General features: G+C 65.2%; 23 protein-coding genes. 13 read left to right on the top strand and 10 right to left on the bottom strand.

What is annotated here, in order from left to right:
• The first annotated feature begins 17 nt into the window (after positions 1 to 17).
• Entirely contained in the window at positions 18 to 1,646 is a 1,629-nt protein-coding gene (locus tag HHL13_RS04085; RefSeq protein WP_169556759.1) for a GMC family oxidoreductase N-terminal domain-containing protein, read from the top strand.
• Here the strand turns inward: HHL13_RS04085 and HHL13_RS04080 are convergent.
• On the bottom strand, positions 1,607 to 3,097 hold the full coding sequence (locus HHL13_RS04080) for a replicative DNA helicase (RefSeq protein ID WP_169554470.1): 1,491 nt from the start codon (positions 3,095 to 3,097) through the stop codon (positions 1,607 to 1,609). The genes HHL13_RS04085 and HHL13_RS04080 overlap by 40 nt on opposite strands.
• Positions 3,098 to 3,181: 84 nt before the next feature.
• On the opposite strand from HHL13_RS04080, the gene HHL13_RS04075 reads away from it, so the two are divergent.
• The 5 genes from HHL13_RS04075 to dcd all read left to right on the top strand — a co-directional run bounded on the left by HHL13_RS04075 (position 3,182) and on the right by dcd (position 7,643).
• Positions 3,182 to 3,661 carry a UPF0262 family protein gene (locus tag HHL13_RS04075; protein ID WP_169554469.1) on the top strand — a complete coding sequence of 160 codons (480 nt, stop codon included), beginning with the start codon at positions 3,182 to 3,184 and terminating at the stop codon, positions 3,659 to 3,661.
• A 3-nt stretch (positions 3,662 to 3,664) separates the two neighbouring features.
• A complete protein-coding gene (locus tag HHL13_RS04070) occupies positions 3,665 to 4,360 on the top strand; it encodes a GH25 family lysozyme (protein ID WP_169554468.1) in 696 nt (231 codons plus the stop codon).
• Complete coding sequence (locus HHL13_RS04065) at positions 4,357 to 4,800, top strand: cytidine deaminase (RefSeq protein ID WP_169554467.1); 444 nt, start codon at positions 4,357 to 4,359, stop codon at positions 4,798 to 4,800. Before HHL13_RS04070 ends, HHL13_RS04065 begins: the two co-directional genes overlap by 4 nt.
• A 120-nt stretch (positions 4,801 to 4,920) precedes the next feature.
• Positions 4,921 to 6,885, top strand: a complete 1,965-nt coding sequence (locus HHL13_RS04060) for a sialate O-acetylesterase (RefSeq protein WP_206376838.1) — start codon at positions 4,921 to 4,923, stop codon at positions 6,883 to 6,885.
• 203 nt (positions 6,886 to 7,088) lie between these two features.
• On the top strand, positions 7,089 to 7,643 hold the full coding sequence (gene dcd, locus HHL13_RS04055) for a dCTP deaminase (protein ID WP_169554466.1): 555 nt from the start codon (positions 7,089 to 7,091) through the stop codon (positions 7,641 to 7,643).
• 111 nt (positions 7,644 to 7,754) lie between these two features.
• On the opposite strand, the gene HHL13_RS04050 is transcribed toward dcd, so the two are convergent.
• From HHL13_RS04050 to HHL13_RS04030, 5 genes are all read right to left on the bottom strand, one after another.
• Positions 7,755 to 8,117 carry a tetratricopeptide repeat protein gene (locus tag HHL13_RS04050; protein ID WP_240953618.1) on the bottom strand — a complete coding sequence of 121 codons (363 nt, stop codon included), beginning with the start codon at positions 8,115 to 8,117 and terminating at the stop codon, positions 7,755 to 7,757.
• A gap of 346 nt (positions 8,118 to 8,463) precedes the next feature.
• Positions 8,464 to 8,892 carry a biopolymer transporter ExbD gene (locus tag HHL13_RS04045; RefSeq protein ID WP_169554465.1) on the bottom strand — a complete coding sequence of 143 codons (429 nt, stop codon included), beginning with the start codon at positions 8,890 to 8,892 and terminating at the stop codon, positions 8,464 to 8,466.
• Between the two features lie 27 nt (positions 8,893 to 8,919).
• Positions 8,920 to 9,396, bottom strand: coding sequence for a biopolymer transporter ExbD (locus tag HHL13_RS04040; protein ID WP_169554464.1), 477 nt, complete (start codon positions 9,394 to 9,396; stop codon positions 8,920 to 8,922).
• A 98-nt stretch (positions 9,397 to 9,494) separates the two neighbouring features.
• Positions 9,495 to 10,259, bottom strand: a complete 765-nt coding sequence (locus HHL13_RS04035; protein ID WP_169554463.1) for a MotA/TolQ/ExbB proton channel family protein — start codon at positions 10,257 to 10,259, stop codon at positions 9,495 to 9,497.
• A gap of 82 nt (positions 10,260 to 10,341) precedes the next feature.
• The gene (locus HHL13_RS04030) at positions 10,342 to 11,019 is read right to left on the bottom strand and encodes an energy transducer TonB (RefSeq protein ID WP_169554462.1); all 678 of its coding nucleotides are present in this window, start codon (positions 11,017 to 11,019) and stop codon (positions 10,342 to 10,344) included.
• A 222-nt stretch (positions 11,020 to 11,241) separates the two neighbouring features.
• On the opposite strand from HHL13_RS04030, the gene HHL13_RS04025 reads away from it, so the two are divergent.
• On the top strand, positions 11,242 to 12,081 hold the full coding sequence (locus tag HHL13_RS04025; RefSeq protein ID WP_240953617.1) for a hypothetical protein: 840 nt from the start codon (positions 11,242 to 11,244) through the stop codon (positions 12,079 to 12,081).
• A gap of 87 nt (positions 12,082 to 12,168) precedes the next feature.
• On the opposite strand, the gene HHL13_RS04020 is transcribed toward HHL13_RS04025, so the two are convergent.
• Positions 12,169 to 12,540 carry a dihydroneopterin aldolase gene (locus tag HHL13_RS04020; protein ID WP_169554461.1) on the bottom strand — a complete coding sequence of 124 codons (372 nt, stop codon included), beginning with the start codon at positions 12,538 to 12,540 and terminating at the stop codon, positions 12,169 to 12,171.
• Positions 12,541 to 12,684: 144 nt separating this feature from the next.
• On the opposite strand from HHL13_RS04020, the gene HHL13_RS04015 reads away from it, so the two are divergent.
• The 5 genes from HHL13_RS04015 to HHL13_RS03995 all read left to right on the top strand — a co-directional run bounded on the left by HHL13_RS04015 (position 12,685) and on the right by HHL13_RS03995 (position 17,082).
• Entirely contained in the window at positions 12,685 to 13,191 is a 507-nt protein-coding gene (locus HHL13_RS04015; RefSeq protein WP_169554460.1) for an N-acetyltransferase, read from the top strand.
• A gap of 121 nt (positions 13,192 to 13,312) precedes the next feature.
• Positions 13,313 to 13,891, top strand: coding sequence for a DUF1285 domain-containing protein (locus tag HHL13_RS04010; RefSeq protein ID WP_169554459.1), 579 nt, complete (start codon positions 13,313 to 13,315; stop codon positions 13,889 to 13,891).
• Positions 13,888 to 14,478 carry a CoA pyrophosphatase gene (locus HHL13_RS04005; RefSeq protein WP_169554458.1) on the top strand — a complete coding sequence of 197 codons (591 nt, stop codon included), beginning with the start codon at positions 13,888 to 13,890 and terminating at the stop codon, positions 14,476 to 14,478. Before HHL13_RS04010 ends, HHL13_RS04005 begins: the two co-directional genes overlap by 4 nt.
• On the top strand, positions 14,466 to 15,644 hold the full coding sequence (locus tag HHL13_RS04000; protein WP_169554457.1) for a CCA tRNA nucleotidyltransferase: 1,179 nt from the start codon (positions 14,466 to 14,468) through the stop codon (positions 15,642 to 15,644). Before HHL13_RS04005 ends, HHL13_RS04000 begins: the two co-directional genes overlap by 13 nt.
• Positions 15,645 to 15,747: 103 nt before the next feature.
• Entirely contained in the window at positions 15,748 to 17,082 is a 1,335-nt protein-coding gene (locus HHL13_RS03995) for a hypothetical protein (RefSeq protein WP_169554456.1), read from the top strand.
• A gap of 132 nt (positions 17,083 to 17,214) precedes the next feature.
• On the opposite strand, the gene HHL13_RS03990 is transcribed toward HHL13_RS03995, so the two are convergent.
• Both HHL13_RS03990 and parC read right to left on the bottom strand, forming a co-directional pair.
• Positions 17,215 to 18,819, bottom strand: a complete 1,605-nt coding sequence (locus HHL13_RS03990) for a bifunctional diguanylate cyclase/phosphodiesterase (protein WP_169556755.1) — start codon at positions 18,817 to 18,819, stop codon at positions 17,215 to 17,217.
• 262 nt (positions 18,820 to 19,081) lie between these two features.
• Complete coding sequence (gene parC, locus HHL13_RS03985; RefSeq protein WP_169554455.1) at positions 19,082 to 21,322, bottom strand: DNA topoisomerase IV subunit A; 2,241 nt, start codon at positions 21,320 to 21,322, stop codon at positions 19,082 to 19,084.
• Between the two features lie 92 nt (positions 21,323 to 21,414).
• Between parC and HHL13_RS03980 the strand changes: the two genes are divergently transcribed.
• Positions 21,415 to 22,227 carry a hypothetical protein gene (locus tag HHL13_RS03980; protein ID WP_169554454.1) on the top strand — a complete coding sequence of 271 codons (813 nt, stop codon included), beginning with the start codon at positions 21,415 to 21,417 and terminating at the stop codon, positions 22,225 to 22,227.
• Here the strand turns inward: HHL13_RS03980 and HHL13_RS03975 are convergent.
• Positions 22,179 to 23,123: a LysR substrate-binding domain-containing protein gene (locus tag HHL13_RS03975; protein ID WP_169554453.1), complete on the bottom strand. Its 945-nt coding sequence runs from the start codon at positions 23,121 to 23,123 to the stop codon at positions 22,179 to 22,181. The genes HHL13_RS03980 and HHL13_RS03975 overlap by 49 nt on opposite strands.
• Positions 23,124 to 23,139: the final 16 nt, after the last annotated feature.

Below are 23,139 nucleotides of genomic sequence, written 5' to 3'. Positions count from 1 at the left end.
TGTTTTCCCGGCCGATGATGCGCACCGATTTCGGCGACTATGACTATATCGTCGTCGGCGGCGGCAGCGCGGGGTGCGTGCTCGCCAACCGGCTGAGCGCCGATCCGCGCAACCGCGTGCTCCTGATCGAAGCCGGCGACCGCGACGACTATGTCTGGATCAAGGTTCCGGTCGGCTATCTCTATTGCATGGGCAATCCGCGCACCGACTGGTGCATGACCACCGAGGCCGAACCCGGCCTCAACCAGCGCGCCTTGCCCTACCCTCGCGGCCGGGGCCTTGGCGGCTCCTCGTCGATCAACGGGATGATCTATATCCGCGGCCAGTCCGCCGATTATGACAGCTGGCGGCAGGCGGGGAATGCCGGCTGGGGCTGGGACGATGTCCTGCCCTGGTTCCGCAAGTCCGAAGATCATTTCGGCGGAGCCAGCGAGATGCACGGCGCGGACGGGGAACTGCGCATCGAACGCCAGCGGCTGCGCTGGGAGTTGCTCGAGGCGTTCCGCGACGCGGCGGAAGAAGCCGGCATCCCCAAGGTCGCGGACTTCAACACCGGCGACAATTTCGGATCGGGCTTTTTCGAGGTCACCCAGCGCAAGGGCCTGCGCTGGAGCGCGGCCGACGCATTCCTTCGCCCGGCGATGGAACGAAAGAACCTGCGCGTGCAGACCGGCGCGACGGTCGAGCATCTGACGTTCGACGGGCAGCGCGTCACCGGCGTCGCCTTCCGCCTCCACGGCCGGCTGATGACCGCGCGGGCACTCGGCGAGACGATCCTCGCCAGCGGCGCGATCGGCTCGCCCGCGATCCTCCAGCGTTCGGGGATCGGCGATGCCGCGCGGCTTGGCGAACTCGGCATCGTATCGATCCATCATCTTCCCGGCGTCGGCGAGAATCTGCAGGACCATCTCCAGATCCGCTGCGCCTATCGCGTCGCGGGCGTGCCCACGCTCAACGCGCGCGCAGGGTCATGGCTGGGCAAGGCAAGGATCGGCCTTGAGTATCTGTTCGCGCGATCCGGCCCGATGTCGATGGCGCCCAGCCAGCTCGGCCTGTTCGCGCGCTCCGATCCGCGCTTCGCCACGCCCAATCTGGAATATCACGTCCAGCCGCTGAGCCTCGCCGCGTTCGGCGGCGCGCTCGACCCTTTCCCGGCTTTCACCGCCAGCGTGTGCAATTTGCGCCCGCTCAGCCGGGGCAGTGTGCGGATCGACAGCGCCGATCCGGACCACGCGCCGCGCATCCGTCCCAATTATTTGTCGAACGAAGAGGATGTCCGCGTCGCGGTCGAGGCGGTGAAGCTCACTCGCCGGATCGTCGCCCGGCCAGCGCTCGCCAAGTATAATCCCGAGGAATTCCGCCCCGGCCCCGGCGTCCGGACCGACGCCGAGCTCGCCGAAGCGATCGGCGCCATCTCCACGACGATCTTCCATCCGGTCGGCACCGCCGCGATGGGCAGCGTCGTCGACGCCGAACTCCGCGTCCACGGCGTGGACGGTCTTCGCGTGATCGATGCGTCGGTGATGCCGACGATCCCCTCGGGCAATACGAACGCCCCGACGATGATGATCGCCGAAAAGGGCGCCGATATGGTCCTGAAAGCCGCTCAGTATTCCGGCACGAGGTCGCTGAACTTGGTGAACTGACGATCGAACCTAAGGTCGACAAAGCCAGTCGCGCCGTGACGCTGCTTGGCGATGATCACCGTCGCCTTGTTCGCCACCTGAAGCTGATGCTCCTGCCACGCCTGATATTTGGCGATCTCGTCGGCCGAGGAATTGGCGTCGATCGCCTTGGGGGCCTTGAAATCGTGATAATATTCGTCGCGATAGACGAACAGCACGATGTCGGCGTCCTGCTCGATCGAGCCGGATTCGCGAAGGTCGGAGAGCTGCGGACGCTTGTCCTCGCGGCTTTCGACGCCACGGCTGAGCTGGGACAGCGCGATCACCGGGACGTGCAGTTCCTTGGCCAGAGTCTTGAGACCACGGCTGATTTCCGAAATTTCCTGCACGCGGCCATCGCCCTGGCTGCGGCTCGATCCGGTGAGCAGCTGGAGATAGTCGACCACGACCATGCCGATCTTGTGCTGGCGCTTCAGACGGCGCGCGCGGGTGCGCAGCGCGGCGATGGTCAGGCCGGGCGTGTCGTCGATGAACAGCGGCAACTGCTCCAGATCGGCGGCGGCGCGCGCGAACTTCTGGAAGTTCGCCGGGCTGAGGTCGCCGGTGCGCAGCTTTTCCGACACGATCTCCGATTGTTCGGACAGGATACGCATCGCCAGCTGATCGGCCGACATTTCGAGGCTGAAGAAGGCGACCGGCGCGCCGATCGACTTTTCCTCGTCGATTCCCGCTTCCTTGTCGTCGATCCAGCGCCGCGCGGCGTTGAACGCGATATTGGTGGCGAGCGAGGTCTTGCCCATGCCGGGACGGCCGGCGAGGATGATAAGGTCCGAACGGTTCATGCCGCCGGTCATCGCGTTCAGATCGGTCAGGCCCGAAGTGATGCCCGACACGCTGCCGCCCGAATTCATCGCCCGCTCGGCCTGCTTCACCGCCAGCGCCGCGGCGCGGGTGAAGCTCTTGGCCCCGCCCTCGGTATCGCCCTTTTCCGCGACTTCGTAGAGCTTGAGTTCGGCGATCTCGATCTGCTTCGACGGATTGACGTCCTGGCTGGTATCCAGCGCGCCATCCACCATGTCGCGACCCACCGTCACCAGCGCGCGCAGCATGGCGAGATCGTAGATCTGGTCCGCGAAAGCCCGCGCGCCGATCAGGCTGGCCGGATTGCCGGTCAGCTGCGCCAGATAGGCCGGACCGCCCAGTTCCTTCATCGCCGGATCGGCGGCGAACATCGGGCGCAACGTCACCGGAGTCGCCAGCCGGTTGTCGCCGACGAGGAACGCGATCTGCTCATAGATGCGCCCGTGCAGCGGCTCGAAGAAATGCTCGGGCCGAATCTTCTGCAGCACGTCCTCGGCGACGCGATTGTCGATCATCATCGCACCGAGCAGCGCGGCCTCCGCTTCGATATTCTGCGGAAGCTGCATCCCCTCGGGCGTGCCGGGGGCGGGAAAGGGAATCGGCTCGGCCATGATCCGTCCCTAGTCGCCCACTCCGCGGCGTCCGACAATGGCTGAACGCTTGTGGATCATGGGGATTGCGATAGGACGCACCCAATGTCGGACCCGCGCATCATCGATGTCACGCTGGACGAGCGCACCATATTGTGGCGCTCGGCCGATATCGAGCAGGAGCGGCGCATCGCGATCTTCGACCTGATCGAGGACAATCGCTTCGCTCCGGTGTTGCGCAACGCGGACTATGCCGGCCCCTACAAGCTGCACCTCAGCGTCGAGGAAGGCCGGCTTGCGCTGCACATGATGCGCGCCGACGGGTCCCATCTCGAAACGCTTGTCCTCGGCCTGGCCCGATTCCGCCGCCCGATCCGGGATTACTTCGCGATTTGCGACAGTTACTATCAGGCGATTCGCAACGCCTCGCCCGCGCAGATCGAAACGATCGACATGGCGCGGCGCGGCATCCACAACGAAGCGGCCGATCTGTTGAAGGAGCGGCTGGAAGGCAAGATCGACGTGGATTTCGACACGGCCCGGCGCCTCTTCACGCTGATCTGCGTGCTGCACATCAAGGGCTGAGCGATGGCCCTGCGCGTCCTGTGGCGTCGAACGCGCGTGTTCGCCGGGATCGCACTGGCGCTGGCGCTCATCGCGCTCACCGGGTTGCTGCTGGCGATCAACTGGGTGCCCGATCGCCAGGCCTTTCCGCGCCAGGGGCTCGACGTCAGCGAAGGCAATGGCGAAATCAACTGGTGGGGCGTCAAGAAGACCTACGGGATCGCCTTCGCCTATGCCCGCGCGACGATGGGCGCCACCGATCGCGACGCGCGCTTCCCCGAATATTGGCGCGGCCTGTACGAAGCCGGCATCCCGCGCGGCGCGATCCACGTCTTCTCGCTGTGCCAGCTTGCCGCCGACCAGGCGGGCAACCTGGTTTCCACCGTCCCGCGTTCCGACGACCAGTTGCCCGTCGCCTTGCTGCTCGATTTCGAAAGCGATTGCCCCGCCCGCCCCGAACGCCATGTCGTAATCGGCGAGATCAACCGCTTCCTTGCGGGCGTCGAGGCGCATACCGGCAAGCCCGCTATCCTCAAGGTCTCCAGCGCGTTCGAGAGCAAGTACCGCGTCAGCGAGGGCATCCAGCGAAAGCTGTGGAGCGTGCAGGCCTTCTTCCCGGGTTCCTATTTCGACAAGCCGTGGACGATGTGGCAGGCATCGGGTTTCCGCCGCATCGAAGGGGTTTCGGGCGGGGTAAACTGGGACGTGATGGTCAAATGAACGACGTGAAACCGCAGCATCTTATCGCCGAAGCGCGCAAGGCCGCGCGCAACGCCTATGCGCCCTATTCGGGCTTCGGCGTGGGTGCCGCGGTGCTGCTGACCGACGGCACGATCGTCACCGGCGCCAATTTCGAGAATGCCAGCTACGGCCTGTCGCTGTGCGCAGAAACGGTCGCGCTGGCCACGATCAGCGCCCAAGGCCGACTGCGCGATGTGGCGGAGATCGGCGTGATCGGCGGCCTGATCGGCCCGGATGGCCCGCAGGGCACCACCCCGGTCAGCCCCTGCGGCCGCTGCCGCCAGATCATCAACGAAGCCGCCCAGCTCGGCGACCGCGACCTGCCCATCCATTGCGGCGCGGCCGAAGGCGATGCGATCACGACGTACAAGCTGTCGGAACTGCTGCCGGCGGCGTTCGGGCCGAAGGATCTGCTCTAGATCGGCGATGACGGAGCGCGACGGGATTGCAAGCCTTTCGAGAGATTCCGTTAGCGCTATCATTCTTCGCTTGCCTTGCGCGTGCGGCGCGGCAAACTTCCTCGAAACAGGGAGAGAGACATGCCGTCGAACCGGGCGAAGACAGCGCTGATACGAACGATGCTCGCGGCGCTGGCGCTGACCGCGTCGCCCTTCGCTTCGGCACAGGCGCGGCTCCATCCGATGTTCCAGGATCATGCCGTGCTTCAGCGCGACACGGTGCTGCCGGTATGGGGCACCGCGAAGCCCGGCGAGACGGTGACCGTCACCATCGCAGGCAAGTCCGCCACCGGTACCACCGATGCCGGCGGAAACTGGCGCGCGACGCTGCCCGCGCTGGCGGCGGGAGGTCCCTATACCCTGACCGCCACCGCGGGCGGCGCGACGACCACGGTCAGTGACGTGCTGGTCGGCGATGTCTGGCTCTGTTCGGGCCAGTCGAACATGGAATTCGCGGTGTCGCAGGGTCTGAACGGCCAGAGCGAGATCGCCAACGCCAACGATCCAGAGATCCGGTTGCTGAGCGTCACCCGCGATTCCGGGCCGGAGCCGCTCGCCACCTTCAAGCATCCGGTCGCGTGGCAGGCGGTGACGCCGAAGAGCATCGCCGACTTCTCGGCTGCCTGCTATTTCATGGCGCGCGATCTGAAGGCCCAGCAGAAGGTGCCGTTCGGCCTGATCGATGCGACCTGGGGCGGCACCGCGATCAACGCATGGCGCAGTCAGGCCTCGCTTGCCGACGATCCCGCCGCCAGCGCCGCCAACAACCTGCTGGCCTTGTATCGCCGCGACCGGCCCGCCGCCGCGCTGCAATGGGGCGGCACGTGGAGCGACTGGTGGCGCAAGCGCAGCAACGACGCGCCGGGCAAGGAGCCGTGGCAGCCAAACGCGCCGGGCGAGTGGCGCACCCTGCCCAAGTTCGACTTCTGGGAAGGCTGGGGCGTCCGCGAACTCGAGGCCTATAACGGCATCATCTGGTACCGGACCGAGATCACCCTGACCGCCGCGCAGGCAAAGAAAGGCGCGACGCTCGATCTCGGCATTGTCGACGACATGGACATGAGCTTCGTCAACGGCACGCCGGTTGGCACCACGAACATGTGGGACGAGATGCGTTCCTATCGTCTGGCGCCCGGCGTGCTGAAGCCGGGGGTTAACCGTATCGTGATCAGCGCGCTCGACACGTTCGGGCCGGGCGGGTTGTACGGGAAACCGGAACAGCGGGTGCTGAAGTTCGATGACGGCACCTCGGTGCCGCTGCCCGATGCCGCGAAGTGGCAATATCGCGTCACGCCCGGCATCGGCGATCCGCCCCACGCGCCGTGGGAAACGATCGCGGGGCTCGGTGGCATCTACAATGCGATGATCGCGCCGATGGGGCCTTACGCGCTGCGCGGGGTCGCCTGGTACCAAGGCGAAGCCGATGCCGGGAACCCGGCGGGCTATGCCGGGCGGCTCGCGGGGCTGATGTCGGGCTGGCGCGCCCAGTTCGGGAACCGCGACCTGCCCTTCCTGATCGTCCAGCTCGCCAATTGGGGCGCGCGCAACGCCGCGCCGATGGAGAGCGGTTTCGCGGGCGTGCGCGAGGAGCAGCGCCGCGCGGTGGGCGCCGATAGCCACGCCGCGCTTACGGTCGCAGTCGATCTGGGCGATGTGTGGGATATCCATCCCGCCAACAAGCAACAGGTCGGTCGCCGTCTGGCGCTGAACGCCCGCGCGGTCGCCTATGGCGAGGCAATCCCCCATTCCGGCCCCTGGGCGACCAAGGCGGTGCGCAGCACCGATGGCATCCGCATCCGCTTTGCCGGTGCGGATGGGGGGCTGGTTGCCTATTCGTCGGCGACCCCGATCGGGTTCGAATTGTGCGGCGACGCCTATGGGAGCTGCCGTTTCGTCGCGGCGCGAATCGACGGTGGCGACGTGTTGCTTGCGGGCGATCCCGGACAGGCGTCCCGCGTGCGCTTCTGCTGGGGCGATAGTCCGGTATGCAACCTCTACGACAAGGGTGGATTGCCTGCCGTGCCGTTCGAGCTGAAGGTGGATTGAGGCGGCTTCCGTAGCACCATCCGCTCGTCGAACGGTGCGCGGACGGGACGCAGGTCGAAAGCGGCGAGCATCCCGAGCACCGACTCGCAACATCGGGCACAACGCTTCAATCGGAGCGATCCCGTGGCAGTCATCCACACAAGTCGAGCGGGGTTGGCCAACACCCTCTTGCCCCGCGCGCGTGGACCCGCGAAAGCTGACGCATGGCAATACTTTCCGACCGCTGGATTCGCGAACAGGCTCAGAACCACGGCATGATCGAGCCGTTCGTCGAGGCGCAGCGGCGCGAGGGATGCATCAGCTATGGCCTGAGCTCGTACGGCTATGACGCGCGGGTGGCGGACGAGTTCAAGATCTTCACCAATATCGACAGCGCGGTGGTCGATCCGAAGGACTTTTCCTCGACCAGTTTCGTCGATCGCAAGACCGATGTGTGCATCATCCCACCGAACAGTTTCGCGCTGGCCCGGACGGTCGAATATTTCCGGGTGCCGCGCGACGTGCTGGTCATCTGCCTCGGCAAATCGACCTATGCGCGGTGCGGGATCATCGTGAACGTCACCCCGCTCGAGCCCGAATGGGAAGGTCATGTGACGCTCGAATTCTCGAACACGACGCCCCTGCCCGCCAAGATCTATGCGAACGAAGGTGCCTGCCAGTTCCTGTTCCTGAAGGGGAACGAGCCCTGCGAGACCAGCTACGCCGATCGTGCCGGCAAATATATGGGCCAGCGAGGCGTGACGCTTCCTCGCCTCTGACCCGATTTGGGGCGCCAACGCCCTCAGCCAGAATGCACAAAGGGCGCCGCGATCCGATCGCGGCGCCCTTTGTCTTGCATCAGCCAAGCCCCGCCAAAGCGGGGCCGGAGATCAGCGCGCGGTGAACTGCGTGGTCTCGAGGCGGCGCAGACCGGTGGCCGCGACCGCGTGCGACCCCGCAGTACGCTCGGCCGACAAGTCCATCAGCACGTCGCGCTGGCCCAGCACCTGACGATACAGGCCCCGCGCCTCGCTGGCGCGGCCGGTGCGCGCATAGACCGCGGCGAGATTGAGCAGCAATTCGGGACGGCCGGGATGAATGCGAAGCTCCTGAAGCAGCGCCTTCTCGGCGCCGATCATGTCGCCCTGGGCGATCGCGGAGCTGGCGACTCGGTCGCCTTCCTGAGCTTGGGCCGGCATCGCGACCAGCGCAAGCGGGGCCATCATGGTGAGGCCGACGAGCAGATGACGCATAACTCCCTCCATCTCCGTGACATCACGATTTCAATTACGTGACTCTTTGATGGAGTTTTTATGACATTTATGTTTCACATTCGCAAGCGAATAGCGCGAAGCTGCCCCTGCATCGGGTACATCGGCGCGGAGCCCCTGCCGCGGGCGGGCTCTGGGCCAGTCATCCGGAGCTGTCTGGCGAAAAGCGGGCCAATTTCGGATCGGCCGGCGAAATCACCACGTTCCGAGGCGGGGCCTGATTGGGGCAACCGCGGCGAACGGCGACGATGCAGGAACAAAAAAAGAGGCGACCCGAAGGCCGCCTCTCATTTGACCGGCGCCGAAGCGCGGCCGATCTCTGCAGGGCTTAGAAGTCCCTGCCGTACTGCTCGTTGCCGACGAAGCCGAGCTTGGTGATGTTTGCGCGCTTCACGATCGCGAGAACGTGATCGACCACTTCGTACCGCGCGGTCGGCGCGGGCTGGAAGTGAAGCTCCGGCTCGACCGGCTGCGCCTTGGTCGCGTCCAGATACTGACGAAGCAGCGTGTCATCGACCGGAACGCTGTTCCAGAACACACGGCCGGCTTCGTCGATGAAGATCTTGTTCTTCTCCGGATCGACCGGCGGCTTCACCGCATCCTTCGGCGTCTGCGGAAGGTCGATCTTCACCGCGTGCGACTGGATCGGGATGGTGATGATCATCATGATGAGCAGAACGAGCATGACGTCGATCAACGGCGTCGTGTTCATTTCCACCATCGGTTCGCCTTCGGCGCTACCTGCACTCATTGCCATGAGATAAAATCCTTAAAACGGTAGCCGTTACAGCTGCGAGTTGGGCGGCGGCTCGGAAATGAAGCCGACCTTGATGAACCCTGCACGCTGCATGGTGAAGATCGTGGCGCCGATGCAACGATACGGCGTGTTGATGTCACCACGGATATGCGCTTCCGGCAGTTCGAGATTGGCGGCGGTGAGACCACCCTGCTTGTTGATCTCGGCTTCCAGCTTCTTCTGCGCGCGGTTGTACAGCTCTTCGCTCGTCACCGGAGCCATGCCCCAGTAAACCTGGCACTGACCCTCGGGGCTGGCGCGGACGGCCAGAAGCACGTTCTCCGGCTTCGTTTCGGTCGGCTCGTAAACCACCTTCGGCAGTTCGAGCTCCACCGACTGAATCACCGTCGGGATCGCGATCAGGAAGATGATGAGCAGAACCAGCATGACGTCCACGAGGGGCGTCGTGTTGATGTCCGACATCGATTTTTCTTCGGCGGAATCTCCACCCACACTCATCGCCATTGGCGCTTATCCTATCTTTCGCATCCTGTCCCCGGTCCGAACTTCGGCCCGGGACCGCGCGGCGGGATCACCCGCCGCGCGGCCTGTTCCGAGAGCCCTTAGGCGGCGGTCGTCGAGGCCTGCGGAGCCTTGGCAGCCGGCGCGGCGCCCTTCTTCACGGTCGGGCGCACGCGGCCGTCCGAGGCGAGGTAGCCGAGAACGTCGTTCGAGAACGCACCCATCTGCTCGGCGATCGACTTGTTGCGACGCTGCAGCCAGTTGTAGGCGAGCACGGCCGGAACGGCGACGACGAGACCGAGCGCGGTCATGATCAGTGCTTCACCGACCGGGCCGGCGACGGTGCCGATCGAGGCCTGACCTTCGGCGCCGATCTTGATCAGCGCGCGGAAGATGCCGACCACGGTACCGAACAGACCGATGAACGGTGCGGTCGAACCCACCGACGCGAGGAACGCGAGGCCGGTGCCGAGCTGCGAGTTGATCGTGGCTTCCGAACGGGCGAGCGAGCCGTGCAGCCAGTCATGGGCTTCCATCGGATCGGTCAGTTCCTTGTACTGGTCCTGCGCCTGGAGCGCGTCGTCGACGAGCTGGCGATAGGCCGAGTTCTTGGCGAGCTTCGCGGCGCCTTCACGCAGGCTGCCGGCCGACCAGAAGGTCTGACGGACGCGCTTGCCCTGGTTGAGGATCTTCTGCTGCTCGAACACCTTGGTGAACAGGATGTAGAGCGTGAAGAACAGCATCACGGTCAGGATGATCGCGGTCGCCCACGAAATGATCCCGCCTTCGTTCAGAGCGTGCAGGACGTCGAAGTTGGCGGGCGGCGCTCCAGCATTGGCTCCGGCAGCGAGAATGGTCGTGAACATGGTTGAATCTTTCCTCTAAGAATTTGCTTCGTCGTTTTCACAACTCCGGCGCGCTCGAACCCGGCGCGCCGGACACCCCAAATCAGTCCTTCGGCAATTCCCAACGGAACCGGCTCGGCCAGCTCGCGGGCATCTTGTTCCCTGCACTATCCTCGGCCGGCGAGAACCGGGCGCGGCGCTTGAGCAGCGAACAGGCCGTATTGTCGAGCAAGGACGAGCCGCTCGATCCCGTGATGGTGCAGTTGGTCACCTTGCCAGTCGCGTCCACGTCGAGACGGAAGCTGGTGGTGCCCTGCTGCTCGGCGCGCAGAGCGGCCGCGGGATAGTCGTCGTTCGTCACCCAGCTCTGCGGGCTGCCACGCGGCGTCAGCTTCTTCGCCGGCTTCGGCGGAGGAGGCGGCGGCGCGGGCGGCGCAGGCGGCGCAGGCGGAGCCGGAGGGCTCGTCGGCGGCGGCGGCGGAATATCCGGAGCCGTGCTCACCTGGTTCGGGCTAGGCACCGGGATGTTCGTCGGCGGTGCATAGACCTGAGTCGGCGGCGGCGGAACCGGCGAATCTGGTGGGGGCGGAGGAGGCGGAACCTCCTCGGGCGGGGGCGGAGGATCCTGAACGTCGAAGACGTCCAGCTGCTCAGCCTTCTTCTTGATATATTGATAGGCCAGTCCAGTGACGAAGACGTAGCCCAGGCCAGCCACAATGAGCGCGACCATCACGATCGCGACCATTCGGCTGCCACTTGCATTCCGGTCAGCGTAAGCCATTCGGCACCGTCACTCCTCTATCCCGTTTCGCGACCCCGTACGCGGTATAGTTCGCACACGGGATCACCCGCCTTGCGCTCTGTGCGTCCATCGGCAGAGCGCGAGTCTCTATCGCCCTGCCCCGAACGACGCAAACGCTTTGTCGGACATTTCGTGTCCTACCCGGCATCTGCGGCAGATTTATTTCTGTTTAAGAACGGCACAATCCGGTAACAAAGGCGCATGATCCGTACCCACGCACGCTTCCTTTGTTGCGCGGCGGCACTCACGGCCTCTTTTCCGGCCGCCGCCCAGACGCCGCCGGCCGCCACCACCCAGGCCGCTCCCGCCCTCCCCAGCTATGCGACCGTCGCACGGCAGGTGATCGCGGCCCCGCTGATCATCGACGCGCGCGTTCGCAGCGCAACGCGGGTGAAGGACGCCCAGGCGACGGGCCTGCCGACGGGGCGTGCGCGCTTCTATATAGAGGCCGATGTGCTGGCGCTGATTCGCGGGAATTCCGCGGTTCCGGCCCGGATTTCCTACCTTGCCGACGTACCGCTCGACTCGCGTGGACGCGTGCCGAAGCTCAAGAAACAGCGGGTTTTGCTGTTCGCCCGTCCCATCGCGGCCGCGCCCGATCAGGTGCAGCTGACGGGGTCGGACAGCCAGCGGAATTGGCTTCCCGAACTCGATTCGCGGGTGCGCGGAATCGCTCGCGAAGTGCTTGCCGCGGATGCCCCCGCAGCTATCACCGGCGTGGGCAATGCCTTCCATGTTCCCGGCTCTTTGCCGGGCGAAGGCGAAACCCAGATCTTCCTAATGACGGCGCGCGGCGATCAGATTTCGCTGCAGATTCTCCGCCGTCCGGGACAGCGGGCAAGCTGGTCGGTCTCGACCGGCGACTTCATCGACGAATCGGCCGGCGCCCCGCCGAAGGACACGCTCCTGTGGTACCGCCTCGCCTGCGGCCTTCCGGCGCAGATGCCTGCCTCGGCGCTCGAATCCGAGGACCCGGCGAATGCCCGGATCGCAGCAGAAGATTACGCGCTGGTGCTTCGCGAACTGGGCGCCTGCGCCTGATACGACCCGCCGGACGCGGTTCGATCGATGCACACAACGCAATGATCTGAACCGCAAAAACGGCCCGATTTCGATCGCAATCGAGCCTCAGCGGCGGTTGCGGACCAGATTGATGCCGATCGACTCGCCGTCCTCGGCGATCGCGAGCTTCACGATCTTCACTTCGATTCGCTTCACGCGATCGTCCGAGACGAACAGAGTCTCGCAGATATGGTCGGCGACACCTTCGATCAGGGTGAAGTGAACGCCCTGCGGCAGCGCGGTGGTGGCCGCGTGCTTGATGTCCATATAGCTCTTCGATGCGCTGAGCGGCGTATCCGGCGCGAAGCGTTCCGGCAGCGCGAGATCGACCGTGATCGAGATGCGCAGCGGCTGCGGGAGGTGAGTCTCCTCCGAATAGATGCCGGTCAGGACCTGGACTTCGAGGTCGTGCACCTGGAGCTGGAGGAGGTCGTTCAAGCAACTGCCCTTCGGAAAAACTGGCCGCGCCAATAGCAGAAGCGGGACGGACTGAAAGGCGATTCAGCCTTGCGTCACCCACACACAGGTCTAAAGCGCCCGCCCCCGGCATCGTGGCCGGAGACGAATGGAGGATTATTCGAAGTGATCGCATTGGTGCCGCTTGCTCAGGTTGACCCGCTGGCCGTCGAGTCGTTGCTCGACCATGCTTTCGGTGCCGAGCGACGGGAGCGCACCGCGTATCGCATTCGAACTGGGACCGAGGCGATCCCGGAGCTGAGCTTTGCGGCCATTGCCGAGGACGGCAGCCTTGCCGGAACCATCCAGTGCTGGCCGGTGCTGATCGCCTGCGACGGCGGCGAATCGCGGCCGCTGGTGATGGTGGGGCCGGTCGCGGTCGAGCCGGAGCTGCAGCAGGGCGGCATCGGGCGCGCGCTCATGGACCGGATGCTCGAGGCGGTTCCCGAGGGCGAATCGCTGATGCTGATCGGCGATCCCGAATATTATGGCCGCTTCTTCGGCTTCTCGGCGGACCGCACCGGAGGGTGGCGATTGCCGGGGCCGTTCGAGGCTCGGCGGTTGCTGGCGCGAGGCATCAACGTGCCCGATTGCGCCGGCGAACTGGGGCCGCGAATCCTGTCGCCTGCTTGACTCCGAAGTTGGGGAAAGTGTCGCGGGAGGGCATCCCGCGGCACATCCCTCCAGAGCGCATCCGTCCCCTTGCGGCGGCGGAAGTTGAGCGTGCCGCCAATCGCGCCTAACGAGACCCGACATGCCGACGCCCCCTCCCCCCGATTTCGCGAACCTGTCGCTGGCCGAGATCGCGCGGCTGGTGGAAGAGAAGAAACTGCCGCCGGTCGAGCGGTGGAACCCGACCCATTGCGGCCATAGCGACATGCGCATCGCCCGCGACGGGACCTGGTTTCACCAAGGATCGCCGATCGGCCGCATCGCGATGGTGAAGCTGTTCTCGACGATCCTGCGGCGCGAGCCGGACGGATCGTTCGTGCTGGTTACCCCGGTCGAGAAACTCGACATCGGAGTGGAGGACGCTCCGTTCCAGGCGGTGGAGCTGAAGGTCGAGGGCAGCAATGACAATATGCGCCTCGCCTTTCGTCTGAATACCGACGAGCTGGTGACCGCCGGCCCCGAACGCGGCCTGCGTTTCGAAGCGGGGGAGGACGGCCCGCGCCCCTATCTGCACGTCAGAAACGGCCTGGAAGCGCTGGTTTCGCGCAGCGTCTATTACGAACTGGCCCAGATCGCCCTGTCCAACGGCAGCGAGCCGCCGGGCGTGTGGAGCGACGGCGCCTTCTTCCCGCTGGAACCGTCCTCCGAGGGTGAGGCATGACTCTGGCCGAGCGCCTGCGCGCCGCGCTGGAGACGCAGCACGACCCGATCCTGCTGACCGGCGATTTCCACGATTTCGACCCTGACGAAGTGACCCGCCCCGCCGCGGTGCTGATTCCGGTGACCGACCGCGCCGACCCCGGCGTGATCCTGACCGTGCGCAACGCCAACATGCGACGCCACGCGGGACAGATCGCCTTTCCCGGCGGGCGGATCGACCCCGAGGATGACGGCCCGATCGACGCCGCGCTGCGCGAAGCCGAGGAGGAGATCGCCCTGCCCCGCAGCGCCGTTCAGGTGATCGGCACCGGCGACCGATACCGCACCGTGACCGGATATTGCGTGACGCCGGTGATCGGCGTGGTGACGCCCGATCTGGTGCTGCGGCCCGCCGAAGCCGAAGTCGCCGAAGTGTTCGAAGTGCCGCTCAGCTTCCTGCTGAACCGCGACAATCATGTCGAAGGTTCGGCCGACTATCAGGGGCAGATGCGCCGATTCTATGAGATTCCGTGGGAGGGCCGCCACATCTGGGGCGCCACCGCGGCGATGATCGTCAACCTTTCGAAACGGCTGCAATGGACCGCATGATTCTTCCTCACGCGGACTGGCGCGACCGGGTGGGCCTTGCCGGACTGGCGCGCGTCCTGACACCGGCGCGCTTCGTGGGCGGCGCGGTGCGCGATACGCTGCTGGGAATTCCGGTGGCCGATATCGACATCGCAACGCCGCACCCGCCCGAAGCAGTGATCGATATGCTGAAGGAATCCGGCATCCGCGTGGTGCCGACCGGATTGCAGCACGGCACGGTGACCGCGGTGCTGGAGAGCGGGCCGGTGGAAGTCACCACGCTGCGCCGCGATGTTTCGACCGACGGGCGGCATGCGACGGTGGCGTTCACCGACGACTGGCGCGAGGATGCCGCACGGCGCGATTTCACGATGAACGCGCTGTATGCCGACCCGGTGACCGGCGAGATTTTCGATTATTTCGAGGGACTTGCCGATCTGGAGGCGCGCAAGGTGCGCTTCATCGGCGATCCGTTGCAGCGTATCGCCGAGGATCATCTGCGTATCCTGCGCTTCTTCCGCTTCCTCGCCCGGTTCGGCGACGCGCCCGATGCCGAGGGGCTGGAAGCCTGCGTGACGCGCGCCAAGGATCTGATGGCGCTGAGCCGCGAGCGGATCGCCGACGAACTGCTCAAGCTGCTGGTGGCGAAGGACGCGGTGGGCGTGATGCGGCTGATGGTGGACCGCGGCATCCTGCTGCCCGTGATCCCCGAGATCACTGCCGAGGGCGTCGAGCGGCTGGCGGCACTGGCACCGCGCGAGGCCGAGGCTGGTGTCGCCCCCAATGCGATGCGGCGGCTGATGGCGCTGCTTCCGGCCGATCCGGCGGTGGCCGAGACGGTGGGCGCGCGGCTACGGCTGTCCAAGGCGCAGCGCAAGCGGCTGGCGATTGCGGCGGCGGCGCCCGACAGCGAGCCCAAGGCCCTCGCCTATCGTTCGGGCGTCGAAGGCGCAGTCGACCGGCTGCTGCTGTCAGACCGTCCCGTGTCGGAAACTGTCTCGATTCGGGACTGGGAACCGCCGCGTTTTCCGCTGTCGGGCGGCGCGATCGTCGCGCGCGGGGTGAAGGCAGGGCCGGACGTGGCGCGGCTGATGCGGCGAGTCGAGGATCAGTGGGCCGCGGAGGGGTTTCCTGATGCGGCTCGGGTTGAGGCTATTGCGGATGTGATGGTGGGACAATCACTCTAGTTCTCACTAAAGGCTTAGCCACCCACAGGATGCATTCGCGAGATATTGGCGACTAGCTGCACGACGCGTGGACGACACGTGCGGTTGACGCGACAATGCACCAATGGACCTGAACACTAGAGAGATCGCCCTCGTCGCTTGGATTGCGATCGCCGTGACGGCGATTCTGTTCGCTAAGAGCACTCGGTCATCGGCGCTTGGGGTTCTAGGTGCGCTCCTGCAGCGAAAGATTGTCGATGCCATCGGCCTATCGGTTTTTTATGTGACTGGATGCGTTTGGCTCCTCGCCCAAGCGGATATTTGGGTTTGGAAGAACCTCAAGACGGTTGTTTTCTGGTATCTCGGCACAGCCTTTGTAGCGATGGCCGATGTTAAAAAGCTTGAGCGCGGGCCGATGACCTTATGGGAAATCCTAAAAGGCTCGGTAGCAGTATCCGCGTTTGTCGTGTTCCTCGGAGGCATCAATACGCTGCCATTTCTGGCTGAATTCATCCTACTACCGATACTGACAGTCATCACCGCCATGGCAGCGCTGGCCGCACATCAAAATGAGCATCGCGTTCTTGTCTCGCCGCTCAACACCCTTTTGGCCTGCGCCGGTCTCTATCTGGTTGGCTACAGTATCTATCGAGTGTTCAGCGATTGGCAGCAGGTCGACACGATCCACCAAGTGCGCGAGTTTGCGGTGCCGCTTGCGCTGACCGCGATGTACCTGCCCTTTTTGTATTTCCTCATGCTCTACATGGGTTTGGAAAACGCCGCGACACGCCTTCAATTCACCGTGCCTGACAGCTCGCTACGCAAATACATGATGTGGCGGGGCGCTCTGGCCTTTGGCCTCCAGCTGCGGACATTTGCCCTCTACATCGATACTCTCCGGCGTCTAAACGTTGTGGACAAGGTGGGCGTCAGGAACGCCGTCTCGGAAGTGCGAAAAATGCGGCGGCGCGAAAAGAACCCGCCGTTGGTCGATTTTGCGGAAGGGTGGTCACCCTACGATGCGCGCGAGTTCTTAGCGGATCGCGGTCTGCGTACCGAAGAGTATCATTTCTCGAATGTCGAATGGTATGCCACCTCGCCCAATGTGCGATTGAGTGACGAGGCGCTGCCGGATCAACTCGTATTCCGCATCTCGGGCACCGAGACCGCCGCAACGATGTTGCAACTGGAGCTAAGCGTCCGCGCTGCGCGCGACCCAGCGGCAAGCGACACGAAGTTCTGGGCCGTAGCTGAGCAACTAGTTTTGCAAGCTCTCGGCGACGAAACTGCGGAGCGTCTCTCGCAATTAGCATCCAGCCCACAAGGCTCGATGTCAGCAGGTGGGACGACCCTCTCCACAACCTTTGATGAGTGGGGAAATGCCGAGCTCGGCGGCCATTCTCGAAAGTTGACGATCCGCCACCCAGCCCGCCGAGACCCCTTTTCTTCCTTCGATTAGAGAAGGGGCGCTTGCAACCCGCCTCTTTGTCGAGCGGTTGCGGGATGCTTCGCGGGAAATTATGATGGCAACCAAGTGCCGATATCACTTCAGCCACTTCTTCCGGCTCAAGGCCGGGAAGAAGATAATGGCTTACCCGTTCCGCTGGCCGATCAGGCTGTACGCCTCGCTCTGCGCGAGCGGGCGGGCGTAGAGGAAGCCCTGGCCGTAGGTGCAGCCCAGCGCGGCGAGGGTCTGGGCGAGTTCGTTGGTTTCGATGCCTTCGGCGGTGGTCTGCATGCCGAGCGCCTGCGCAAGCGACAGGATGGCGCGGACGATGGCGACCTTGTCGCGATCGGCCAGCATACCCGAGACGAAGCTGCGGTCGATCTTTAGCAGGTCGATCGGCAGCTTTTGCAGATAGGCGAGGTTCGAATAGCCGGTGCCGAAATCGTCCATCGCCAGCGTGGTGCCGAGATCCTTCAGCGCCTTCATCGTCTGGGTGATGCGATCGGGATCGGTGACGATTGCGCTTTCGGTCAGTTCGAGTGTCAGGCGGTTGCCACCGATGCCGTGGCGGTCGAGCGCGGCGCGCACCATCGTCGGGATCTGGTCGCGCTGAAGCTGGATGGCGGAGAGATTGACCGCGACCTTCACGCCGCAATCGCCGCCGGCCTGCGCATCCCATGCCGCCAGCGTCCTCGCCGCTTCGTCCATCGCCCAGCGGCCGAGCGGAACGATCAGGCCCGATTCCTCGGCGACCGGAATAAAGTCGTTGGGCGAGAGGCTGACGCCATCCTCGTTGGTCCAGCGGGCGAGCGCTTCGAACGAAGTGATCCGGCCGGTGGCCAGATCGCAGATCGGCTGGAAATAGAGCGAGAGCGCCCCTTCCTCGATCGCGCGGCGCAGTTCGGTCTCCATGCCGAATTGCTCGCGGGCGATGTCGAAGGCGTGGGTGTGATAGGTTTCGGTGCGGCTCGACTGTTTGGAGCGCTTCACCGCGAACTGGGCGTTGCGGACCAGATCCTCGCTGTCGCCGTCATTGTCCGATCCGAGCGCGATGCCGATGGCGCAATCGACCCGAATCTCGAAGTCCGAGAGGCGGAAGGGATTGGCGAGCGCGGCCTGGATGCGCTTGGCGACATGCAGCGCATCGTTGGGGCCATCGTCGAGAACCAGCAGCACGCCGAACTCGTCGCCGTTGAGGCGGGCGAGGATGTCGCGGCCGCGCAGCGCGCCCTTGAGGCGGCGGGCGACCGAGATCAGCAATTCGTCGCCGGCAAGGCCGCCCATACAGGCGTTGACCCGGCTGAAGCGATCGAGATTGACGACCAGCACGGCATAGTCGGCAGCCGTACCGGGCGAGAGCGCGGCTTCGACTTCGTCGCTGAACCCGGCGCGATTCGGCAGCCCGGTGAGGCTGTCGGTCATCATCTCGCGGCGCAGGCTCTGTTCGGTGCGCAGCTCGGCGGTCTGATCGATCAGGCTGACCAGCGCGCGATCGAGGCCGCGGACATTGGCGCGCCGGGCGAACATCACCCGGAAATAGCGGCAATCGACTTCGTCGCCGAACTGCCAGTTGATCTCCTGATGCGTCTGATCCGACTCGAAAAAGCGGCGGAGATGCGGGCCGAGCAGGCGGACGACGGGCGATTCGGACGCGATCGTGCCGAGACCGGCGAGGCGGAACGGGCGATTGACTGCTTCGAATTCGAAGTCCCGGCCGCGCCGTTCTATCACCGCGGCGGGGATCGGCATCAGGTCGAGAACCGCGGCGCTGGCGGCCGGGCCGCAGGCGAGCGCATCCGCGCCTGCGGGCTCCGCCGGCGGGGCAGTCGTCACGTCCGAGTTGCGCTTGCGTAGCACCATCACAGACCCGGCTAACCGGGATTAGTTAAGACGTCCTGAAGCACGCGTTATTTCGTAATCGAAATGGATAGTTAGCTGCATTGCAGCGCAACTTGGCCGACGGTGTCAGCAGCTGCTCTTTTCCCTCTCCCGTCGGGAGAGGGAAGAAGGCCTAGAACTTGTTGTCCCGGGGGAAACCGGTGGGCGGCATCCGGCCCGCCGCGCCGCGCGCCGCGCGCCAGGGGGTGAGATCGGTTTCCGAACGGGTGCGGCCGGTGTCGCCGCCCATTGCCCAGCTCAACCCGTCCGCCATGCGGAAGGTCTTTGCGTCGGACAGGCCGCCATCGCGGTACCGCTGGAGCTGGACGCCCTGCCCCCGCGCCATTTCGGCGACTTCGGAGAGCGGGAAGACCAGCATCTTGCGATTGTCGCCGATCGCGGCGACGGCGTCGTCCTCGGCGCCGATCGGCTTGACCAGCCGGAGATGCGCGCCCGGACGCGGGGTGACGACCTGCTTGCCCTTGCGGGTCTCGGCGATCACATCCTCGGACTTCACCACGAAGCCGCGTCCGTCGCTGGCGGCGACGAGCAGCTTCGGAGCGCTGCTGGCGGGGAGCAGGGTCACGATCTGACGCTCGCCCTCAAGGTCGATCATCAGGCGTACCGGTTCGCCGAAGCCACGGCCGCCCGGGAGCTTGTCGGCCCCCAGCGTGTAGAAACGGCCATTGTCGGCAGCGAGGAGCAGCTTGTCGGTGGTCTGGGCATGGAAGGCGAGGAACGGGCCATCGCCTTCCTTGAACTTCAACGCTTCGCCGCCGGTATCCTCGACATGGCCCTTCATCGCGCGGATCCAGCCGCGCTGCGACAGGATCACGGTGATCGGCTCGCGTTCGATCATCGCCTCGAGCGGGATTTCGCGCGCGGGGGCCGCTTCCTCGATGCTGGTGCGGCGCTTGCCGAGCGCGGTTTCGGGGCCGTAGCGGTCCCGGATCCGGCCGAGGTCGCGCTTCATCCGGGTGCGCTGGCGCGCGTCGGACGAGAGCAGCAGTTCCAGATCGGCCTTTTCCTTTTCCAGCCCTTCCTTCTCGCGGCGAAGCTCCATTTCCTCGAGCCGGCGCAGGCTGCGCAGGCGCATGTTGAGGATGGCTTCGGCCTGGCGGTCGGTCAGTTCGAATTCGGCGATCATCACCGGCTTGGGTTCGTCCTCGGTGCGGATGATCTCGATCACCCGGTCGAGGTTGAGGAAGGCGATGATGTAGCCGGTGAGCAGTTCGAGCCGGTCGGCGATCTTCGCCAACCGATGCTCGGACCGGCGGCGCAGGACGACGAACTGATGCTCGACCCAGGCGGCGAGCGCGTCGCGCAGGCTCATCACGCGCGGCGTGCGGTTCTTGTCGAGCACGTTGAGATTGAGCGGGACGCGGACTTCGAGGTCCGACATGCGATAGAGGCTGTGGATCAGATCCTCGGCATTCACCGTACGGCTGCGCGGTTCGATGACGATGCGGATATCCTCGGCGCTCTCGTCGCGCACATCGCCGAGGATCGGGAGCTTCTTCTCGTTGATCAGGTCGGCGATGCCCTCGATCAGCTTGCCCTTCTGCACGCCATAGGGAATCTCCGACACGACGAGGTGCCAGCCCCCGCCCTTTTCGATCACCTTCTCGATGCGCGCGCGGACACGGAAGCCACCGCGGCCGGTATTGTAGGATTCGGCGATGGCGAGCGCGCTGTCGGCGACGATGCCGCCGGTCGGGAAATCGGGGCCCTTCACATAATCGAGCACGTTCGCCTGGGGATTGTCGATCAGCGCGATGGCGGCGTCGATCAGCTCGGCGGCGTTGTGCGGCGGGATGCTGGTCGCCATGCCCACCGCGATGCCCGCCGCGCCATTGGCGAGCAGGTTCGGGAACAGGCCCGGGAACAGCTCGGGCTCTTCCTCTTCGCCGTTATAGGTTGGGCGGAAATCGGTGGCATTCTCGTCGAGGCCGTCCATCAGATCGATCGCGACCTGGGTCAGACGGGCTTCGGTGTAGCGATAGGCCGCGGCGTTATCGCCATCGATATTGCCGAAATTGCCCTGCCCGTCGACGAGCGGGTAGCGCAGCGAGAAGGTCTGGGCGAGGCGGACCATCGCGTCATAGACCGACTGGTCGCCATGCGGGTGATATTTGCCGATCACGTCGCCCACGACGCGGGCGCACTTCTTGTAGCCTTGCGCGGGATCGAGGCGGAGCAGTCGCATCGCCCATAGCAGGCGGCGATGGACAGGCTTCAGCCCGTCGCGCACGTCCGGCAGCGAACGCGCGGTGATCGTCGACATCGCATAGACGAGATAACGCTCGGAAAGCGCGCTATCGAAGGGAACGTCGGACGGGCCAGCGGGTTCGATGATGTCGGTGTCGAGTGCCATTATGTTCCCGCTTAGCAGCGCTTTTCGCCAGTTGCGAGGCGGTGACGAAAAAACTAGCGTATTAGTATAGCAAACCACTTCGGAGGATCGCGATGCGGATTGCCCTCACAGCAATCGCTCTGCTGAGCGCGGGGACCGCTCTGGCCCAGCCGTCGCCGGTCGGGCGAACCTTCCACTATGAGCGGACCAACCGCGACGGGAGCGAACCCGAGCAGATCTATATCCACCGCGCCGCCGAGGATCGCGTGGTGGTGTACAAGATGGTCGAGCGCTGCACCCGCTCGGCGCTGGTCACCGCCACGATCGATCCCGAGACGGGCGAGCCGAAGGGCTTCACCGCCGCGCAGCTGAAGCCGGGCGCCACGTCCGAGCCCTATGCCTCGATCCTGGCCGACGTCCCGGCAAAGACGCTGAAGGGGTCGATCTTCTCGGTCCACCCGCCCCTGCCCCTGACCGCGACGCTCGGAACGCGGCCCTGGCACCTCTACGATTTCGATCTGGGCACGCTGGCCGCGGCGTTTCAGGCGCGACCCGGCAGCCGGATGCCGATGCGGTTCGGGATGGCGATGACCTGGTCCGACGCGAAGAGCGGCCCGCAACTTCTGTGGCTGGGCGACGCGGAAGCGCGGTTTCTGCGGATCGAGCGGCATATGGATCGCAACACGCTGCGCTTCGACGTGGGCGGACCCGCATTCGGCGAGGCGGGCGGCGGGCCGTTATGGGTCGATCCCAGGGACGGGCACATCGTCGACGTGCAATGGAGCCGGCCCAATCACGACAATTACAAGGACTTCCGGCTGAGGCTGATCGGCGAGGAACCGGCGGGCGACGCGGCATGGACCGCACTGCTGACGCGTCATTTCGAAGGCTGTTCCTCTGCATCGGTCGGCACGAGAACGCCGTAAGGGTCGTCGCCGACCGCGGTCAGCACTTCCGCCAGCAGCCATTCGCGGAATGCCCGGACCTTGGGCAGATTGCGCTTGTTCGCCGGATAGACGAGCCAGAAGCCGTTCCGGTAGCTGACGAAGTGCGGCAGGGGCTGAACGAGCAATCCCGCCTCGATCGCGGGCTGCCACATCGGCGGGCTGAGGATCGCGACGCCATGACCGGCGATCGCGGCATTGCCGTCGAGAATCTGCGATTCGAACCGGATGCCCGGCTGCGGCTTGCCATCGGGCTCGCCGGTCGCCGCGGAATCGATCCACAATTCCCACCAGTCGTCATCGGGCGACAGGCGCGGCAGCTTGAGCAGATCGGCGGCTTCGCGAACGGGCGGATATTTGGCGAGGAAATCGGGATGCGCCAGCGGCGTCACCGGCATCCGCATCAGGAAATGCGATTCAAGGCCGGGCCAGGGCGAAAAGGCGCCGCGGATCGCAACATCGGCTTCGCCGGCGGCCAGATCGACGATCCGGTCGGACACGTCGAGCCGCACCGCGAGGCCGGGACGCGAAAGCTGGAAGCTGCCGATCCGGCCCGCGAGCCAGTTGGTCGCGAAAGTCTGCGGCGCGGTGATAGTGAGCACATTCTCGCTCTCGGCGCGGACCGAGCCGAACGCCTCCCCCATCGTATCGAAGGCCGAAGTCACCTGCGGCGCGATGCGGCGGCCGTGATCGGTGAGCATGATCCCCCGCCCGCTACGCGCGAAGAGCGGCGCGCCCAGCCGCTCCTCCAGCAGCTTCATCTGATAGCTGACCGCTGCCTGGGTCATCCCCAGCTCCTCGGCGGCGCGCGTGAAGTTGCCGTGACGCGCCGCGGCCTCGAAGACCCGGACGGCGGCAAGGGGTGGCAGGCGGCGCATCGCGAATTGATAAGCC

The sequence above is a fragment of the Sphingomonas sp. G-3-2-10 genome, from assembly GCF_012927115.1.
Lineage (GTDB): Bacteria > Pseudomonadota > Alphaproteobacteria > Sphingomonadales > Sphingomonadaceae > Sphingomonas.
The sequence above is the reverse complement of the archived record's forward strand: the minus strand, read 5'-3'. Positions and strand labels throughout refer to the sequence as shown.

What these genes read in the sequence shown, in the direction of transcription:
- HHL13_RS04085 (WP_169556759.1), top strand. Translation starts at nt 18, where the DNA reads ATGCGCACCGATTTCGGCGACTATGACTATATCGTCGTCGGCGGCGGC.
- HHL13_RS04080 (WP_169554470.1), bottom strand. Translation starts at nt 3,097, where the DNA reads ATGGCCGAGCCGATTCCCTTTCCCGCCCCCGGCACGCCCGAGGGGATG.
- HHL13_RS04075 (WP_169554469.1), top strand. Translation starts at nt 3,182, where the DNA reads ATGTCGGACCCGCGCATCATCGATGTCACGCTGGACGAGCGCACCATA.
- HHL13_RS04070 (WP_169554468.1), top strand. Translation starts at nt 3,665, where the DNA reads ATGGCCCTGCGCGTCCTGTGGCGTCGAACGCGCGTGTTCGCCGGGATC.
- HHL13_RS04065 (WP_169554467.1), top strand. Translation starts at nt 4,357, where the DNA reads ATGAACGACGTGAAACCGCAGCATCTTATCGCCGAAGCGCGCAAGGCC.
- HHL13_RS04060 (WP_206376838.1), top strand. Translation starts at nt 4,921, where the DNA reads ATGCCGTCGAACCGGGCGAAGACAGCGCTGATACGAACGATGCTCGCG.
- dcd (WP_169554466.1), top strand. Translation starts at nt 7,089, where the DNA reads ATGGCAATACTTTCCGACCGCTGGATTCGCGAACAGGCTCAGAACCAC.
- HHL13_RS04050 (WP_240953618.1), bottom strand. Translation starts at nt 8,117, where the DNA reads ATGCGTCATCTGCTCGTCGGCCTCACCATGATGGCCCCGCTTGCGCTG.
- HHL13_RS04045 (WP_169554465.1), bottom strand. Translation starts at nt 8,892, where the DNA reads ATGGCAATGAGTGCAGGTAGCGCCGAAGGCGAACCGATGGTGGAAATG.
- HHL13_RS04040 (WP_169554464.1), bottom strand. Translation starts at nt 9,396, where the DNA reads ATGGCGATGAGTGTGGGTGGAGATTCCGCCGAAGAAAAATCGATGTCG.
- HHL13_RS04035 (WP_169554463.1), bottom strand. Translation starts at nt 10,259, where the DNA reads ATGTTCACGACCATTCTCGCTGCCGGAGCCAATGCTGGAGCGCCGCCC.
- HHL13_RS04030 (WP_169554462.1), bottom strand. Translation starts at nt 11,019, where the DNA reads ATGGCTTACGCTGACCGGAATGCAAGTGGCAGCCGAATGGTCGCGATC.
- HHL13_RS04025 (WP_240953617.1), top strand. Translation starts at nt 11,242, where the DNA reads ATGATCCGTACCCACGCACGCTTCCTTTGTTGCGCGGCGGCACTCACG.
- HHL13_RS04010 (WP_169554459.1), top strand. Translation starts at nt 13,313, where the DNA reads ATGCCGACGCCCCCTCCCCCCGATTTCGCGAACCTGTCGCTGGCCGAG.
- HHL13_RS04005 (WP_169554458.1), top strand. Translation starts at nt 13,888, where the DNA reads ATGACTCTGGCCGAGCGCCTGCGCGCCGCGCTGGAGACGCAGCACGAC.
- HHL13_RS04000 (WP_169554457.1), top strand. Translation starts at nt 14,466, where the DNA reads ATGGACCGCATGATTCTTCCTCACGCGGACTGGCGCGACCGGGTGGGC.
- HHL13_RS03995 (WP_169554456.1), top strand. Translation starts at nt 15,748, where the DNA reads ATGGACCTGAACACTAGAGAGATCGCCCTCGTCGCTTGGATTGCGATC.
- HHL13_RS03990 (WP_169556755.1), bottom strand. Translation starts at nt 18,819, where the DNA reads ATGCCGATCCCCGCCGCGGTGATAGAACGGCGCGGCCGGGACTTCGAA.
- parC (WP_169554455.1), bottom strand. Translation starts at nt 21,322, where the DNA reads ATGGCACTCGACACCGACATCATCGAACCCGCTGGCCCGTCCGACGTT.
- HHL13_RS03980 (WP_169554454.1), top strand. Translation starts at nt 21,415, where the DNA reads ATGCGGATTGCCCTCACAGCAATCGCTCTGCTGAGCGCGGGGACCGCT.
- HHL13_RS03975 (WP_169554453.1), bottom strand. Translation starts at nt 23,123, where the DNA reads ATGCGCCGCCTGCCACCCCTTGCCGCCGTCCGGGTCTTCGAGGCCGCG.